At 69.6% G+C, this 16,718-nt stretch carries 12 protein-coding genes; 7 read left to right on the forward strand and 5 right to left on the reverse strand.

The genetic code is table 11. From position 1 onward, the window contains the following. Nucleotides 1-21: 21 nt before the first annotated feature. From VFK57_08175 to VFK57_08195, 5 genes are read left to right on the forward strand one after another with little or no spacing between them, the layout of a single operon-like run. On the forward strand, nt 22-348 hold the full coding sequence (locus tag VFK57_08175; GenBank protein ID HET7695667.1) for a UxaA family hydrolase: 327 nt from the start codon (nt 22-24) through the stop codon (nt 346-348). Then, nucleotides 345-1,526: a UxaA family hydrolase gene (locus VFK57_08180; GenBank protein HET7695668.1), complete on the forward strand. Its 1,182-nt coding sequence runs from the start codon at nt 345-347 to the stop codon at nt 1,524-1,526. Before VFK57_08175 ends, VFK57_08180 begins: the two co-directional genes overlap by 4 nt. 13 nt (nt 1,527-1,539) lie before the next feature. Continuing rightward, nucleotides 1,540-2,844: an MFS transporter gene (locus VFK57_08185; protein HET7695669.1), complete on the forward strand. Its 1,305-nt coding sequence runs from the start codon at nt 1,540-1,542 to the stop codon at nt 2,842-2,844. After that, nucleotides 2,841-4,106, forward strand: a complete 1,266-nt coding sequence (locus tag VFK57_08190; protein ID HET7695670.1) for a lactate racemase domain-containing protein — start codon at nt 2,841-2,843, stop codon at nt 4,104-4,106. Before VFK57_08185 ends, VFK57_08190 begins: the two co-directional genes overlap by 4 nt. Before the next feature lie 55 nt (nt 4,107-4,161). After that, nucleotides 4,162-5,322, forward strand: coding sequence for an NAD(P)/FAD-dependent oxidoreductase (locus tag VFK57_08195; GenBank protein HET7695671.1), 1,161 nt, complete (start codon nt 4,162-4,164; stop codon nt 5,320-5,322). A gap of 53 nt (nt 5,323-5,375) precedes the next feature. Here the strand turns inward: VFK57_08195 and VFK57_08200 are convergent, their stop codons facing one another. The 5 genes from VFK57_08200 to VFK57_08220 all read right to left on the reverse strand — a co-directional run bounded on the left by VFK57_08200 (nt 5,376) and on the right by VFK57_08220 (nt 11,642). Further along, nucleotides 5,376-6,254: a TIM barrel protein gene (locus VFK57_08200; GenBank protein ID HET7695672.1), complete on the reverse strand. Its 879-nt coding sequence runs from the start codon at nt 6,252-6,254 to the stop codon at nt 5,376-5,378. Next, on the reverse strand, nt 6,247-7,464 hold the full coding sequence (locus VFK57_08205) for an MFS transporter (GenBank protein HET7695673.1): 1,218 nt from the start codon (nt 7,462-7,464) through the stop codon (nt 6,247-6,249). The genes VFK57_08200 and VFK57_08205 overlap by 8 nt, the downstream gene beginning before the upstream one ends. A gap of 86 nt (nt 7,465-7,550) precedes the next feature. Next, the gene (locus VFK57_08210) at nt 7,551-9,455 is read right to left on the reverse strand and encodes a glycoside hydrolase family 97 catalytic domain-containing protein (protein HET7695674.1); all 1,905 of its coding nucleotides are present in this window, start codon (nt 9,453-9,455) and stop codon (nt 7,551-7,553) included. Between the two features lie 8 nt (nt 9,456-9,463). Next, the gene (locus tag VFK57_08215; GenBank protein HET7695675.1) at nt 9,464-10,609 is read right to left on the reverse strand and encodes an alginate lyase family protein; all 1,146 of its coding nucleotides are present in this window, start codon (nt 10,607-10,609) and stop codon (nt 9,464-9,466) included. A gap of 1 nt (nt 10,610) precedes the next feature. Next, nucleotides 10,611-11,642, reverse strand: coding sequence for a LacI family DNA-binding transcriptional regulator (locus tag VFK57_08220; GenBank protein ID HET7695676.1), 1,032 nt, complete (start codon nt 11,640-11,642; stop codon nt 10,611-10,613). A gap of 102 nt (nt 11,643-11,744) precedes the next feature. On the opposite strand from VFK57_08220, the gene VFK57_08225 reads away from it, so the two are divergent. Both VFK57_08225 and VFK57_08230 read left to right on the forward strand, forming a co-directional pair. Then, nucleotides 11,745-15,293 (forward strand): carboxypeptidase regulatory-like domain-containing protein, encoded by a 3,549-nt coding sequence (locus tag VFK57_08225; GenBank protein ID HET7695677.1) that lies wholly within the window; start codon nt 11,745-11,747, stop codon nt 15,291-15,293. An 18-nt stretch (nt 15,294-15,311) separates the two neighbouring features. Further along, complete coding sequence (locus VFK57_08230; GenBank protein ID HET7695678.1) at nt 15,312-16,709, forward strand: alpha-L-fucosidase; 1,398 nt, start codon at nt 15,312-15,314, stop codon at nt 16,707-16,709. The last annotated feature ends 9 nt before the right edge of the window (nt 16,710-16,718 follow it).

Raw genomic sequence — 16,718 nt, forward strand, 5'->3', positions numbered from 1 at the left:
GACCTGCGATCTCCGAGTCCCGTGATCGTGATCAGCGACGCGGACAACGTCGCGACCGCGCTCGAGGCGCTCGAGGTCGGGCAGGTCCTGGCGGCCGTGGGGTCGCTCACCGTGCGCGAGCCGATCCCGCGCGGGCACAAGATCGCGGTGCGAGCGATCCGCGCCGGCGCCGAGGTGATGAAATACGGCAGCCCGATCGGCCGCGCGACCAGCGACATTCCGCCGGGCGCGCACGTCCACACGCACAACGTGTCGAGCGCGCGCGGCCGCGGGGATCTGGGACGGCACAGCTCGATCGGAACGGACGGCCGGATTGCCGAGCCGCCCGACCAGAAGGGGAATCCGTGACCGAACGCCCGGGCATCACCTTCCAGGGCTACCGCCGCCCCGACGGCCGCGTCGGCGTCCGCAACCACCTGCTGGTCGTGCCGACCGTGATCTGCTCGTCGGTCGTCGCCGAGCGTGTCGCCGCCGCGGTGGCGCCGATCGGAACGGCGCTTCCGCATACCGCGGGCTGCGGGCAGCTGGGTCCGGACATGCACACGACGCACGAGACGCTGGCGGCGTATTGCCGGCATCCCAACGTCGGCGCGGTGCTGGTCATCGCGCTCGGCTGCGAGCAGGTGGTCGCGCAGCAGCTCGCCGAGGCGGCGCGCCGGGCCGGCAAGCCGGCGCAGATCATCGCGATCCAGAGTGAAGGCGGCACGGTGCGGACGACCGAGCGCGGCATCGCCGTCGCGCGCGAGCACGCGGCGGAGCTCGCGCGGGCGCCGCGCGAGACCTGCGACATCTCGGAGTTGATTCTGTGCGTCAAGTGCGGCGGGTCCGACTACACGTCGGGCCTGGCGTCGAATCCCGCGCTCGGCCGGGTTGCCGACCGCCTGGTCGATCTCGGCGGCGCCGCCGTGCTCGGCGAGATCGCGGAAATCATGGGGGCCGAGCACCTGCTGGCGGCGCGCGCGCCGCAGGCCGACACCGCGGTGCGTCTGCTTCGCGTCATCAACCGGGTGGAGTCGGAGGCGATTGCGCTCGGCCTCGACATCCGCGGCACGCAGCCCTCGCCGGGCAACATCCGCGGCGGCCTGACGACGATCGAAGAGAAGTCGCTCGGCGCGACCCACAAGGGCGGCGAGCGCACCCCCCTGACCGACGTCGTCGGCTACGCGGCGCCGATCACGCGTCCGGGCCTCACGGTGATGGACACGCCCGGCCTCGACGTCGAGGCGGTCACCGGCATGGTGGGCGGCGGCGCTCAGGCGGTGGTGTTCACGACCGGCCTCGGCACGCCGACGGGCAATCCGATTGCGCCCGTGATAAAGATCACCGGCAACGCGCGGACCGCCGCGTCGATGGCCGACAACATCGACCTCGACGTCAGCGGCGTGCTCGACAACCGGGAGACGCTCGATCGCGCGGCGGAGCGGCTCTTCGACGAAGTTCTCGCGGTCTGTTCCGGCCGCGAGACGGCGGCGGAGCGTCTGGGCTTCCGCGAGTTCGCCATCCACCGGCGCAACCCCACTATCTGAGGATCGCAACCGCATGGCCACACCCGCCGCTGCTCGCGTCGACGTCCCCACCCTCGGCAGCCGTGTCGGCCGCTGGCGGTGGGTGATCTGCGCGCTGCTGTTCTTCTGCACCACGATCAACTACATCGATCGACAGGTCCTCGGCATTCTCGCGCCGGACCTGCAGCGGGAGATTGGCTGGTCGGAGCTCGACTACGGCCGCATCGTCATCGCCTTCCAGGTGTCGTACGCGGCGATGATGCTGGTGTGGGGCGGCATCCTCGATCGGATCGGCACCAAGCTGGGGCTGACGATCGCGGTGGCGTGGTGGTCGCTGGCGGGCATGGGCACCGCGCTGGCGAACACGGCGATCGGCTTCGGCTTCGCGCGCTTCCTGCTCGGGGTGGGCGAGGCGGCGAACTTCCCGGCGTCGATCAAGACGGTCGCCGAATGGTTCCCGAAGAGCGAACGGGCGTTCGCCACCGGCATTTTCAATTCCGGCACCAACATCGGTGCGATCGTCGCCCCCATCGCCGTTCCGCTGCTCGCGGCGACCTGGGGGTGGCGCGCGGCGTTCATTCTCACGGGCGCGATCGGATTCGTCTGGCTGGCGGCGTGGATGATGTTCTACCACCCGGTGCAGACCCATCCGAAGCTGCAGCCGCGCGAGCGCGCCTACATCAGGGACGGCGCGGAGGAAGCGGTTGGTGCCAAGGTGCCGCTCGCCGAAGTCCTCCGCTACCGGCAGTTGTGGGCGTTCGCGCTCGGCAAGATGCTGACCGATCCGGTCTGGTGGTTCTACCTGTTCTGGCTGCCGAAGTTCCTTGCCTCGGAGCACGACATCCGCGGCGTCGCCCTGATTCCGTATCTGACGACGGTCTACATCATCTCCGACATCGGCTCGATCCTCGGCGGCTACCTGTCGTCGACGCTGATCAAGCGAGGCTGGTCGGTGAACAGCGCGCGCAAGACGGCGCTCGGTGCCGTCGCCGCCATCGTCCCCTCGGTGATTCTCGCCAGTCAGACGAGGAGCGCGTGGACCGCGGTGCTGCTGATCGGCCTGGCGACCGCCTGTCATCAGGCGTGGTCGGCGAACATCTTCACGCTCGCGTCGGACATGTTTCCGCGGCGCGCCGTCGGCACCGTGGTGGGATTCGGCGGGTTCGCCGGCGGCGTCGGCGGCATCCTGATCGCCGAATTCGCCGGCCGCGTGCTGAACCGCGACCCCAGCTACTACCTGCCGATGTTCGTCGTCGGGGGCACGCTGTATGCCATCGCGCTCGCGGTCATTCACCTGCTCGCGCCGCGGCTCGAGCCGGCGAAGCTGAGGACGGCGTGAGCGGCGCCGGTCTGGCCACACCGGCGCGGAAGGTGCTGAGCGCGGCCGACCTGCGCCAGATCGCGCGTGACGCGCTTCGGCCCGTTCCGGCCGGCGCGCGCGTGCTGGCGATCATTCCCGACAAGACGCGCGACGACAACACCGACCTGCTGTTCCCGATGGTGTCGGAGGAGCTGGCCGGGCGCCGCGCGGCGCGCTTCGACGCGCTCGTCGCGCAGGGGACGCACGGGCCCATGACCGATGCCGAGAAGCGGGCGAAGATCGGTGCGGCCTCTGCCGATCTGCCGCTGCTCGGCGACGTCTTCGATCATCACTGGGATCGGCCGTCCGAACTGACCTCGCTCGGCACGATCGGCGCCGACGAGGTCTGGTCGCTCACCGGCGGCATCATGAAGGTGGACGTGCCGGTGGAGTTGAACGCGCGCCTCGCGCCAGGCGTCTACGACTACGTCCTCGTCTTCGGCGCCGTCGTGCCGCACGAAGTCGCCGGGTTCGCCGGCGGCGCCAAGTACTTCTTCCCGGGCGTCTCGGGGCCCGAGATGACCCACATGACGCACTGGCTGGGCGCGCAGGCCACGATCGAGCGGGTCATCGGGCGCGTCGAGACGCCGACCCGCCGCATGATCGAGGCGGCCGCCGATCGCGTCACGACGCCGGTGATCGGCTTCACCTCCGTGTCGACGCGCGACGCCGGCGGGCTGCACACCCACGCCCTGTTCACGGGCGGACTGCGCGAGACGTTCCGCCGGGCGGCGGCGGTGAGCGCGCAGCTGCATATCCGCTACACGGGCCGCCGGTACAAGCGCGTGGTCGCGCTGCTCGACGAGCACTACGACGAGCTGTGGGTCGGCGGCAAGGCCAGCTACAAGCTGGGAGCGGTCATCGAAGAGGGCGGCGAGCTGATCATCTACGCGCCGCAGCTCGAGACCATCTCGAGCACCCACGGGCGGCTGATCGAGAAATACGGCTACGCGCCGCTCGAACGGGTCTGCGAAATGGTGGAAGGATCCGACGAGCTGCGGGCGAACCTGTGCGTCGCCGCGCACCTCGCCCACGTGACGTATGCCGGCCGCCTCGGACCGGACGGCCGGATCGAGCCGCGCTACCGCATTACCCTGGCCTCCGGGATTCCGGAAGCCATCTGCCGGCGGGTGAATCTCGGGTTCGCCGACTGCGCCTCCGTCGACGTCGCCGCGGCGCGCAACGATCCCGACACGCTCGTGGTCGAGAACGCCGGCCGCGACCTGTACCTCGTATCCTGACCTCAGGGATCGTCGAGATGCGTCCCGGTGCACGGCGCCCGCGCGGCGCGGTTCGTTGAGTCGTGAACGCACGGCGCTCGTCGTCGGCGCGGGCATCGGCGGGCTCGCCGCCGCGGTGGCGCTGCGGCGCGCCGGCTGGGACGTCCGCGTGCTCGAGCGCGCGGACAGCCCCCGCGAGCTCGGCTTCGCGCTGGCGCTCGCGCCCAACGCGCTGAAAGCGCTCCGCGAGCTCGGGCTCGCCGACGCGGTGACCGAGGCCGGCGCCGTCGTCCACACCTTCGTCGTCCGGCGCGCCGACGGCGCGCTCCTGAAGCGGATCCACTTCCGCACCACCGCACCCGACTCGCGTTCGGTCGTCACGCTGCGGCCGGCGCTGCACGGCGCGCTGCTGGCGGCGGTGCCGGCGGAGTCGCTCCTGCTCGGCCACGAGGTCCGCGGCCTCACGTCCATCGCGGATGGCGCGGCCGTCACACTCGCCGATGGCCGGACGCTCGACGGCGCGGTGCTGATCGGCGCAGACGGAGTCGGATCGGTCGTGCGGCGGCAGCTGCACCCGTCCGAGCCGCCGCCGGCGCGGTCGGGATATCAGGCGCTTCGCGGCGTCACCAGGGGGGCGGCGACGGCGCTCGGAGACACCGACACCGCGATCTATCTCGGCGACGGCGTCGAAGCGGGGTTCGCGCGCGCCAGCGCCACGGACGTGTACTGGTATCTGTCGCTCGTCGACGAGCTCGTGCCGCACGGCGCCACGCCGCGAGAGGTGCTGGCCCGGTGCACGGGGGCACTCGATCCGGCGGCGGCGCGGATTGCACACGCGGCGCTGCCGGAGGATCTGCGTCTCGAGCCGCTGTTCCGCCGGGATCCGATCGATCGGTGGGGAAGCGGACCGGTCACGCTGCTTGGCGACGCGGCGCATCCCGTGCTGCCCCACACCGCACAGGGGGCGGCGCTGGCGCTCGAGGATGCCGTGGCCCTGGGCCTCGTGCTCGCCGCCCGCGGCGACGCGGCGGCAGCGCTCCGCCGGTACGAGAACGTCCGATCGCAACGGACGCGCGCGGTAATCGGCGCCGGGCCGCGCATCGCGGCGCTGACGACGACGAGAAGCCGGACGCGCATCCGGCTGCGCGATGCCGCCATCCGGCTGCTGCCGGGCGCGCTGCTCTCGGGCACGCTGCGGCTGCACGCGCGCGATCCGCACGCGCGGCTGCGCCCGTGAGCGTGGGCCCGCCGCTCCGCCGGACCGATCGCGCGCGCAGATGAAACGACGGTTCAGAGCGCCAGGCCGAGCTGCTTCGTGACGTACTCGCGGTTGGCGAGCGCGCTGGCCTTCGGCGAGCCGCCGGGATCGACCACGCGATCGAGCTCGACGATCGCCCAGCCGTCGAATCCATTGTCCTTCAGCGCCGCGACGCAGCCCTTCACGTCCACCCGGCCGCGTCCGAGCTCCACCCACTGGTAGCCGGGCGCGGTTTCGATCGGACGCACGTCCTTCAGGTGGACGACCCTGATGGCCTTCCCGAAGCGGCGGATGAAGGCCACGGGATCGCCGCCGCCCTGCTGGTAGTGGGCGATGTCGAAGAGCAATCCGACCGAGCGGCCGGGGATGTCCTCGAGGATCGCTTCGATCGCCTCGGGCGCTTCGCCGGTGCTGTTCATGTGATGGTGATAGACGAGCGGGACGCCGATCTCGGCGGTGCGATCGCCGAGCCGGCGCAGCATCGCGCCGAGCTGGCGGTAATCGTCGCGCGCAATCGCCCGGCCCTTCGGCTTTTCGTCGATCACCTGCAGGAACCCGCCGCCGGCGTCGCGCACGAACTCGGCGTGCTTCAGGTGCAGCGCGATCTGCGGTCCGCGCTCCTCGGGCGCATACTTCAGATTGCCGCTCGACATCACCGGAAACGCGAGGCGGTGTTTCGCGAGCAGCGCCTTCAGGTCCGCGGGCCGGCTGCCCCACGCGTCGAACGCGGTGGCGCGCAGCTGGATGCCCCTGAACCCGGCTTCCGCGACTTCGCGGATGGCGCGCGCGTCGTCGCCGCCCCACGTAATCGCGGCGTAGCCGATCTTCATCGCGCCTCGGGCGGCCGGACGGAGCGCGTGGGGCAGCGCGGCCGCGGCGGCGAGGAACTCACGGCGATTGAGCTCAGACATGGGCCTGTTCCTGCGGGACGCCGCGGCGGGGCAGCAGCGCGATGGCGACGGTCCCGGCAAGCGCGATCAGGATCAGGACGGTGAATCCGAGATCGTAGCTGCCGGTGGCGTCGCGCAGCCTGCCGATGAAGTACGGCGAGGCGGCCTCGGCGACGCCGTCCGCGGTGAGGATCACGCCGAGCAGCCGGCCCAGCACGCGCACGCCGAACAGTTCCGCCGCCATCAGCGGAATGATCATGTACTCGCCGCCCAGGCCGAGGCCGAAGATCACCGCGAAGGCATACATCGCCGGCGTCGAGTCGGCCATGAACAGCAGCGGGATCGAGCCGGCGACGAGCACGTAGATGAGGATCATCACGTGCTTGCGCGGCATGCGGTCGGCGAGCCAGCCCATGATCAGGCGTCCCGCGATGCTGCAGGCGAGCACCGTCGAGGTGATCGTCGCGGCCGCGTCCTGCGTGTATTTCATGTCGAGGCTGAGGAACAGCTTGAGGTGCTGGTTGGTGCCGCCCACCGCGCCGATCGAGCACATGCTCCCGATGGCCAGCAGGTAGAACGCCGGGGCGCGGAACAAGCCGGAGATCGGCGCGAGCGCCGCCGGCCCGCCGGCGGCGGTCCGCGCGCCGTCCGGGCCCGACGAGGCGGGCTCGTCGCGGACGAAGTACGCGAGCGGCAGCGCGAGGACGATGATCAGGATCCCCAGGAACTGGAGCGCCCCGCGCCATTCGAGGGCGTCCACCAGACGGGGTGACAGCCGCAGCACGAGGAAGCCCCCGATGCCGATGCCGAGGTAGGCGAACCCCATCGCCTTGCCGCGCGCCTTGTCGAACCACCGCGACAGCAGCACCTGGTTGGGCAGCGGGCCGCCGCAGACGTAGCCGAGGGCGTTGAAGATGTAGAACAGATAGAACATCCACAGCGCGGTCATGTGCGCGAGCCCGATCAGCGCGCCTCCCGCCATCACGATGCCGGCCATCATCAGGCGGCGCGGACCGAAACGATCGACGATCCATCCGGCGGCGAAGCCGAACAGGGGACCGATCAGCAGCTTGCTGATCGCGTTGCCGGACGTCACCTGGGCGCGCGACCAGCCGAACTCGCGCACCATGAAGTCGTAGTAGAACGGCAGGCCGTAGAGCGCCAGTCCGACGATCGAGAACAGCACGACGAATGACGTGACCGCCATCCGGTTGGCGACAGCGTTAGGCATCCACACACTCCAGCAGCCGCACCGGCGGCATCGTCATCAGATGGTCGCCCGAGGGTACCATTCCGGCGGCCGCGTCCGGCGCGGGTTCATTCCGGACGGATCAGCGCCACGAAGCCGCCGCCGGGGCGGACGGCGAAGGTCAGCGGCGTCGACGGGGACAGCGGAACGCGATCCACCGTCATCGCGGCCGCATCCGTCGGCACGTCGCGGACGATCGTCGCCGTGTAGCGGCCCGGCGCAAGAAAACGCGGCACGACCCGGACGGTGCGCCCGGCGGCGCCGTTCACCGACGCCACGAACCAGTCGCGGCCGGCGCGCCGCGCCATCACCGCGATCTCGCCGATCTCGCTCGGCGGCAGCACGATCGTCTCATCCCAGGTGGCGGGGATCGCGCGAAGCACGTCGGCCGCAGGACTGTCGAGAAAACTCTGCGGGTGGCCGCCGAACACGAGCAGGGTGGACGTGAACACGATCGCCGTCGCGATCTGATGCGGCCACGACGTCTCGCGCCGCCGATCGCCGAATACCGTCGGCGTGTAGTCGCCATTCCCCGCGAGGTACCGCGTGAACGGCAGCGTCGCGTTGTGCGGCCCCCACGGCGCCGCGCCGCGATGCTCGAAGCCCCACACCGCTTCGCGCGTCAGCTCGTTCGGCCAGGTGCGATCCATCCCGGTCGGCTTGTTGGCGCCGTGGACGTTCACCACCAGGCGATGCTCCGCCGCCTCACGCAGGATCGCGTCGTAGAGGTCGATCACCTCTTTCGCTTCGTGATCGAGAAAATCGATCTTCGCGCCCGCCATGCCGTTGGCGCGGCACAACTCCCAGAACTGCCGGCGCTGCTCCGGTGTCTGCATCTCGCGGCTGTGCTTCCACAGCAGCACCCCGACCTTGTGCTGCCGCGCGTGCTCGCCGAACGCCTTCAGCTGCTCCGGCGTCCACTGGCGCCAGACACCTTCGACCACGTGATACTCGTAGCCGAGCTTCGCGGCCCGCTCGGTGAACCCTTTCAGCCCCTCGTAGGTGTTGTCGCCGCCGTCGAGATAGCGCCACACGGCGCGCCCGGGGCGCACCCATGGCGCGGCGATGCCTTCCGGAAACAGCGCCGGATCCGGCGCCGGCGCAAGGTTGTGCAGAACGTCACTGTTGACGAGCCCATTCAGATCCGGGGCGGCGAGGACGACGCGCCACGGCGTGACGATGCGGCCGGTCACCACGGCCGGACGGGCGAGCCGCTGCACGTCTTCGGCGCGGTAGCGCAGCGCGTACGGATACGAGACCGGGTGGGCGTGGCCGAGACGGGCGACGTACCCGCCGCGGCCGTCGGCGTGCAGCGCCATGCCGGCATAGTTCGTGAGCGCGGCCTCGGTGATCGAGGCGTAGCCGGCGGCGCCCGGCAGCTTGTAGGTCAGCGGCGGCGCCGCCCAGTCGCCGGCCGGGACGTCCTCGATCGCGCGCTTCACGTAGAGCGCTTCGTAGTGGCCGTGCAGATCGTGCGACCACGTCATCGCTCCCGGCGGCAGCTTGAACGTCGTCCCCTCGTCGGGCGTTCGGGCGATGGAGTCCGGGTGCTCCGGGACGATGAACCTGAAGGCTGCGCCGGTATCGAACACCCGGATCTCGAGACGCGCGTCGACGTGCGTCCGCGCGTGCTGGAACGCCAGCGCGAGGTTGCTGCTGCGGTCGCGCGCCAGCGCATGAACGCCGCGCGTCGGGTAGGTGAGATCAGTCGCGGACGTGGAGATGACGTCGCTGAGCAGCACGTTGTCGGTGAGCGACACGCCGTCGACGATCATCCCCGGCGTCGACCAGTCGAGGACGAGCGCGGCATCCCGCCGGACGCGGTAGCGCATCCCCCCTGCCGCGCTGACCTGCAGCTCGAACGTGAGATGCCCGTCGGGGCTCGTCACGGTGTGCTGTCGTGGCCGCGGCGGCTGCGCCGCCTCGAACGCCGCGGGGCCGGCGAGCGCCGCGACGGCGGCGAGCGCGAGCATCGCCGCGCCTACTCGAACCAGAGCAGCGGCTGGCGGATGAAGAAGTTGCGGATGATCTCCTCGACGCTCGAGTCGGCCGGCAGCGTCGACCACAGCTCGATGTAGGCCGGCTGCTTCAGCGCGACTCCCGCGAACAGCAGGCTGGCCTGCCGCATCGGCCACTGCTCGTGGTACATCACGTCCGGCGGCTTCGGCCACGACTTCTTGTCGCGAATGTACGGCACCATGTAGGCCATCGCCTTGCGCATTCCCCGCCCGTCTGGCAGCTCGAACGTCCACAGGTCGTCCTCCGGAGTCGAGAGAATCTGGGCGATGGTGGCCATCGCCTCCAGGTTGAAGAGCGAGTACCCATAGGGTTTGGTCCGCCCGAGCTCGCGCGGGAAGCTGCCATCGGCCGCCATCTGCTCCAGCAGCACGGTCTTGAACCGCGTCCGCGCATCACGGATCAGCGCCTGGTTGCCGGTGTACTGCGCGAAGGCGGCCACCTGCATCACCCAGCAGGTCGCGTGGTTGTTGGTCGTATCGCGCTCGTCGATCCCGTACTTGTCGGTCGTCAGCCACTCGAGGTATTCGGCGAACCAGCGCTTGCTCTCCGCGGCATCGTCACGCGACCAGCCGCGCGAGCCCTCGAGGCGCTCGAGCGCCCGGACCACTTCGACGAGGTGGATGGTATCGATGATCCCCGTGCCGCGGCCGGTCACGCGTCCCTGAATCGCCTGCGCGTAGCGAAGCGCGGGGTGCATGCGCGTGGTCCGCCCGATGAACCAGGCGCGCGCGTGGCGTCCGGCATGGATCGAATACTTCTGATCTCTGGTGAGGAGGTAGGCGGCGGCGAGCGCCGGCAGCTGCACCGACAACCGCATCAGCGCGCGGCGATGGTCGTTGAAGTTGTCCGGATTGCTCATCCCGTCGCGCTGGATGTACGGACCCTTGGGATTCTGGGGATCGGGCCACCAGTAGTCCCCTTCGGAGAAGTAGTCGTGGACGCCGCCGGCGCTTCGCGGCGACCGTGACGCGGTGATGGTGAGCGGGGGTTCCTTGAGGTAGCGATCGGCGGCGGCGATCACGCGCGCGCGCTCGCGGTCGGCATCGAACTGCGGCGCCGCCGGCGCCACGGACAACACGAGCGCACCCAACACGATCGCGGTTCGCATCCTATTTGCTCCGGCTCGATCGGCGCACCACCAGCCGCGGCGGGATCACCACCCGCCTCGGCGGGGCAGGCGCCCCGCGGGTCTCTCCTTCGACGCGCTCGAGCAGCAGCTCGGCGGCCGCCTTGCCCTGGTCCTCCCGGGACCAGCTCACCGTGGTCAGCGGCACCCGCAGCATATCTCCAAGCGCGATGTCGCCGGCGCCGACCACGGCGATGTCCTCCGGGACGCGCAGCCCGGCGTCCCAGATTGCCTTCATCGCGCCGATGGCGCTCGGGTCGTTGGCGGCGAACACCGCGTCGACGCGCGACGACCGGGGCAGCGCGAGCAGCTTCTGCATGCCCTGATAGCCGTCGGCCTCCTTGAAGCCGCCGCGGACCACCCACGCGGGATGCGCCTTGACGCCGGCCTGGCGCAGCGCGGCGCGATAGCCGGCGGCGCGCCGGCGCGCGTGCACCACGGCGGTGCCGGTGATGTGCGCGATCGCCCGGCGTCCCTGCGCGAGCAGGTGGGCGGCGGCGAGCCGTCCCACTTCCTCGTCGTCGGTGACGACGCGATCGCAGGGCACGTCCTGATGGTCGTCGCGGTCGATCATCACCAGCCCGATGCCGAGGGCGGCGAGCTGCTGCAGGAGATCGGTGTTGCCGGTGGCGCTCGCGGATCCGAGGACGATGCCGTCGACCTGGCGCTGCCGCAGCATGTCGAGCTCCTGCCGTTCCTTGGCGGGGTCCTCGCTCGAGCTGCACAGCAGGAGGCCGTAGCCGCGCGCGCTCGCCACGGTCTCGAGTCCGGCGACGATCTCGACGAAGAAGGAGTGCATCAGATCGGGAATCACGACGCCCAGGGTGTGGGTGCGGCGGAGGGTGAGGCTGCGCGCGACGGCGTTGGGCTGGTAGCCCAGCTCGGCGACCTTGGCGAGGACGCGGGCGCGGGTGGCGTGGCCGATGTCGTCCCGGTTGTTGAGCACCTTGGAGACGGTGGTGATCGACACGCCGAGCTCGCCGGCGATCCGCTTCATCGTGGTGGTGGGAGGCATGGCGAATCGACTTTAGCGTTAAAGTAAGTTGACTTTATCGGTAAAGGATCGTATCACAGGCGCCGCTCACACCCTCGGGCCCTTCCACGCAGGAGGCTTGGCATGACGTGGTTCACCCGGTTCGGGCGCGGCGCGCATCTGCGGCGGGCGCTGCTGCTCACGCTCGCCGCGGCGCTGCCGGCCGGCGCCCAGGACACCGGCACGCTGTCCGGCACGATCGTCGACACCAGCGGCCAGGTGGTCCCCGGCGCCGCGGTGACGCTCGCCAACGAGGCCACCGCCGCCGCGCGCACCACGACCAGCACCGATCGCGGCGCGTTCACCTTCCGCGCCGTGCCGCCGGGCTCCTACACGGTACGGGTCGAGCTGCAGGGCTTCCGCACGCTCGAACAGACGCGCAACGTCGTCAACGCCAGCAGCCACGTCGATCTCGGACCGCTCAAGCTGGAGGTCGGCACGTTGAGCGAGATCGTCTCGGTGGTCGCCGAAGGGGCGGCGATCGAGACCAAGAACAGCGACTATTCCGGCCTGCTGACCGCGACCCAGATCTCGCAGATCCAGAGCCGCGGCCGCGACGTGGTCAACCTGCTGCGGCTGCTGCCCGGCGTGCACTACGAGGCGGACATCGAGGCGATGGGCGACAGCTTCGGCTCGCTGATGCCGAACATCGGCGGCATGCGCAAGCACTGGAACCAGGTGACGGTCGACGGGCTCAACGGCAACGAGCTGTCGGGCGCCAACCGCATGAACTCGTCGATCAACCTCGACGCGATCGCCGAAGTCAAGGTGCTGCTCAACACCTACAAGGCGGAGTTCGGCCACAGCGGCGGCGCCAACATCGAGATCGTCAGCAAGAGCGGCAGCGCGACCTACACCGGGTCGGCGTATTGGTACGGCAAGCGCGACGCGTGGAACGCGACGCCGTGGGAGAACAACCGCGCCGGCCTCGCCAGGCCGAAGCTGCACGTCGATACGCCGGGCTTCAACCTGGGCGGCCCCGTCCGGCTGCCCGGGCTGTGGAACCAGGGGGCGGAGAAGCGCCTGTTCTTCTTCTATTCGTTCGAAGGGCCGCAGGTGCAGCGCCCCGGGCCGGTGCGGCTGTACCGGATGCCGACCGCGCGCGAGCGGCAGGGGGACTTCTCGCAGACGTTCGACGCCAACGGACGGCTGATCAACATCCGGGATCCGCAGTCCGCGGCGGCGTGCAACGTGATCAGCGGCGGCGCCGGCTGTTTCGCCGGCAACGTGATTCCGTCGAACCGGCTCGACGCGAACGCGCTCGCCCTGCTGAACATGCTGCCGCTGCCGAACACGAGCAGCGCCAACAACACCTACAACTTCCAGCGCCAGGAGACCTCGACGAATCCGCGGTTCAATCACCTGATCCGCCTCGACGCCCGCCCGTCCGGGCACGACAGCTACTGGGGGTCGGTGCGCACCTGGCGCTCGAGCCAGTACGGATCGGAGATCACCGCGGGGCCGGCGAAATGGGGGTTCTTCAACGGCTCGTACGTGTCGGGCGACAACTCGGTGAACGGCGGCTGGAACCACATCTTCGGATCGTCGGGGGTCAACGAGCTGTCCGCCGGGTATCGGCGCGCGACGGAAGGGTTCGGCACGAAGAAGGACGCGGACCTCGACCGGATCCTCAGGACGACGGCCGGCTACCGTCTCGGCCAGTTCACCGATCTCAACACGCTCGGCGTGATTCCCACGGCGACGTTCGGACTCGCGACCACGGGCGTCGACAGTCCGGACTTCACCTACGACAGCCGGCTCGGCTCGACGGCGTTCGACACGCTGATGAGCGTGCGGAACAACCTGACGCTGACGCGCGGCCGCCATACCTGGAAGTTCGGCGGCCACTTCGAATACATGACCAACAACGAGGCGCGCGGCGGCACGTGGATGGGGCAGTTCCAGTTCAGCAACAACGCCAACAATCCGCTGAACACCAACTTCGCCTTCGCGAACGCCGTCCTCGGCGTCTACCAGCAGTACACCGAGACCAGCCGCTACGGTGAAACCCACAACAAGCAGATCTGGTCGGAGTGGTACGCGCAGGACACCTGGCAGGCGACGCCGCGCTTCACGGTCGACTACGGCATGCGCTTCCTGGTCTACACGCCGTACTGGCGGCCCGACAAGCAGATCGCCAACTTCGTGCCGTCGGCGTACACCCGCGGCGCGGCGCCGCGGCTCTATCAGCCGGCGCTGCAGAACGGCGTCCGCGTCGCGCTCGATCCGGCGACCGGGCAGACCTTGAACCAGATCTACATCGGCGCCTACGTGCCGGGCACCGGCGTGCAGGCCAACGGCCTGGTGCTGCAGACGGATCCCGGCGTGCCGCGCGGCTTCCGTGAGATGCTCGCGCCCGCCCCCGAACCGCGCGCCGGCTTCAGCTGGGATCTCACCGGCGCCGGCACGATGGCGCTGCACGCCAGCGCGGGGCTCTTTCACAACGCGCGCCTCGGCGGCGGGTCGGCCGGCAACCTGCGCAATCCGCCCTACATCACCAATCCGGTGATCCCGAACAACACGATGGCGAACACGTTCGTGCCGGGCGTGGCGCTGCTGCTGGCGCCGAGCACGATCGAAGCGCTGGAAACGGAGTACAAGACGCCGAGCTCGTACAACTGGTCGATCGGCCTGCGCCGCGAGCTGGGATGGGGCACCTCGATGGACGCGACCTACGCCGGGAGCGTCGGGCGCAATCTCGAGATGTACTACAACCTCAATCCCGTTCCCGACGGCGCGAAGTTCGATCCCGCCAATCGCGATCCGGGCAGCACCAGCGCGACGGCGGTGCTGCCGGACAACTTCCTGCGGCCGTATGCCGGCCTCGGTGCGATCCGCGTGCGCGGCAACTCCGGCAGCTCGGACTACCACTCGCTCCAGGTGCAGGTGAACCGGCGCTACATCCGCGGCGTGCAGTTCGGCGGCGCCTACACGCTGCAGCGCGCCCGCGGCGTGGCCGACGAGGATCCCGGCAACCTGTCGATCACGCTCAACCGTCCGCGGGAGTATTTCTACTCGGAGCTGGCGCAGAGCAGCCGCCACACGCTCGTGGTCAACTATTCGTGGGACATCTCGCACGAGCGCTTCGGCAACCGCGCGCTGCACTACGCGCTCGACGGCTGGCAGCTCTCCGGCGAGAACGCCTTCGTCACCGGCGACTGGGCGCCGGTCGTCCTGACCACCACGGACAACTTCGACTTCACCGGCGGCGACGGCGGCAACGGCGGCGATCTCGGCGGCGGCCTCCGCGTCGTCCGGCCCGACATGGTGTGCGATCCGATGGCGAACACCGGGAGCCCGCTCACCGGCTGGTTCGACACGTCGTGCTTCGCGCGGCCGTCGGGGCGCGGCGACTACGGCGACGCGCCGCGCAACGCCGTTCGCCGTCCGGGCATCAGGAACTGGAACCTCGCGCTGTTCAAGAATTTCCGCGCCGGCGGGCGGCGCAGCTTCCAGTACCGGCTCGAGGCCTACAACGTGCTGAACACCGTCCAGTTCTCGGACGTCGATCGCACGGCGCGGTTCGATCCCGCGGGCGCGCAGGTCAACGCGAACTTCGGGACGGCCATCGGCATCGCCAACCCGACGCGTCCGCCGCGCGTGATTCAGATGTCGGTGCGGTTCACGTTCTAACCCATGCCCGAGGCGCTGATGAAAAAGACTCTCCTCTCAGGCTGCATCTCGTGTCTGCTCGTCATCACCGGCGCCGCGCAGTCCACCACGGCGCCGAGGCCGTACGACGCGGCGCGCGAGAAGCGCCTCGAATGGTTCCGCGAGGCCAAGTACGGCATGTTCATCCATTGGGGCTTGTACGCCATTCCGGCGGGTCAATGGAAGGACGGCCGCCGCTCGCTGGGCATCGGGGAGTGGATTCAGCATCGCCTCAGGATTCCGGTGCGCGAGTACGAGCCACTGACGAAGGAGTTCAATCCCACCAGGTACAACCCCGACGAGTGGGTGCAGCTCGCGCAGGACGCGGGGATGAAGTACATCGTCATCACCTCGAAACATCACGACGGGTTCGCGCTGTTCAAGTCGGCGGTCAGCCGCTACAACGTGGTCGACGCGACGCCGTACGGCCGCGACATCCTCAAGCAGCTCGCCGACGCGTGCGCGAAGCGCGGCATGCGGCTCGGGTTCTACTACTCGCAGTCGCAGGATTGGCACGAGAAGGACGCCGCCGGCAACACCTGGGACTACGGTCCGGACACCGACGCGAACGGCAAGGAGCTGAAGAACTACGACGCCTACCTCCGCGGCAAGGCGGAACCGCAGGTCAGGGAGCTGCTGACCAACTATGGTCCGGTCGCGTTGATCTGGTTCGACACGCCGCGCTTCATGCAGGGGGAGCGCGGCAAGCGGTTCACCGATCTCGTGCGATCGCTCCAGCCGAATACGCTGATCGACGGGCGCCTCGGCGTCGAGGGGGACTACCGATCCACCGGGGACAACGTGATCCCCCCGGAGGCGTCGTCCGAGGCGTGGGAGACGCCGGCAACGATCAACCACACGTGGGGGTTCCGCAAGGACGACACCGACTGGAAGCGGCCGGGAGAGATCGCGTTCAAGCTCGTGGATATCGTCAGCAAGGGGGGCAACTATCTGCTCAACGTCGGCCCGACGGCCGAGGGCAACATTCCCCAGGCGAGCCAGGACAACCTGCGGACCGTCGGCCGGTGGCTGAAGCTCAATGGCGAGGCCGTCTACGGCGCCGGCATGAGCCCCTTTGGCGAGGAATTCGGCGAGTGGACCTCCAGGGACGCGAAAGACGTCCGCGGGCAGAAGCTGTTCCTCGCCAACAACGAGTGGCGGGTGACGACCAAGCCAGGAAAGCTCTTCTTTACCTTTTTCGCCGAGCCGCGGGCGCCCTTTGAAATTCCGGCGATGAAGAATAAGCTGCTTCGCGCCTACCGGCTCGCCGACAAGGCGCCGATGGAGCTGAAGGTCGAGAAGAGCGGACGGACGTCGTTCACGCTGGAGCGGCCGATGCTGGATCCGATGGCGACGGTCGTGGTCGTGGAGTTCGAAGGCAGCAAAGTTGAAAAGTAGCTTCAACTT

The sequence above is a fragment of the Vicinamibacterales bacterium genome (genome assembly GCA_035699745.1).
GTDB lineage: Bacteria > Acidobacteriota > Vicinamibacteria > Vicinamibacterales > 2-12-FULL-66-21 > JAICSD01.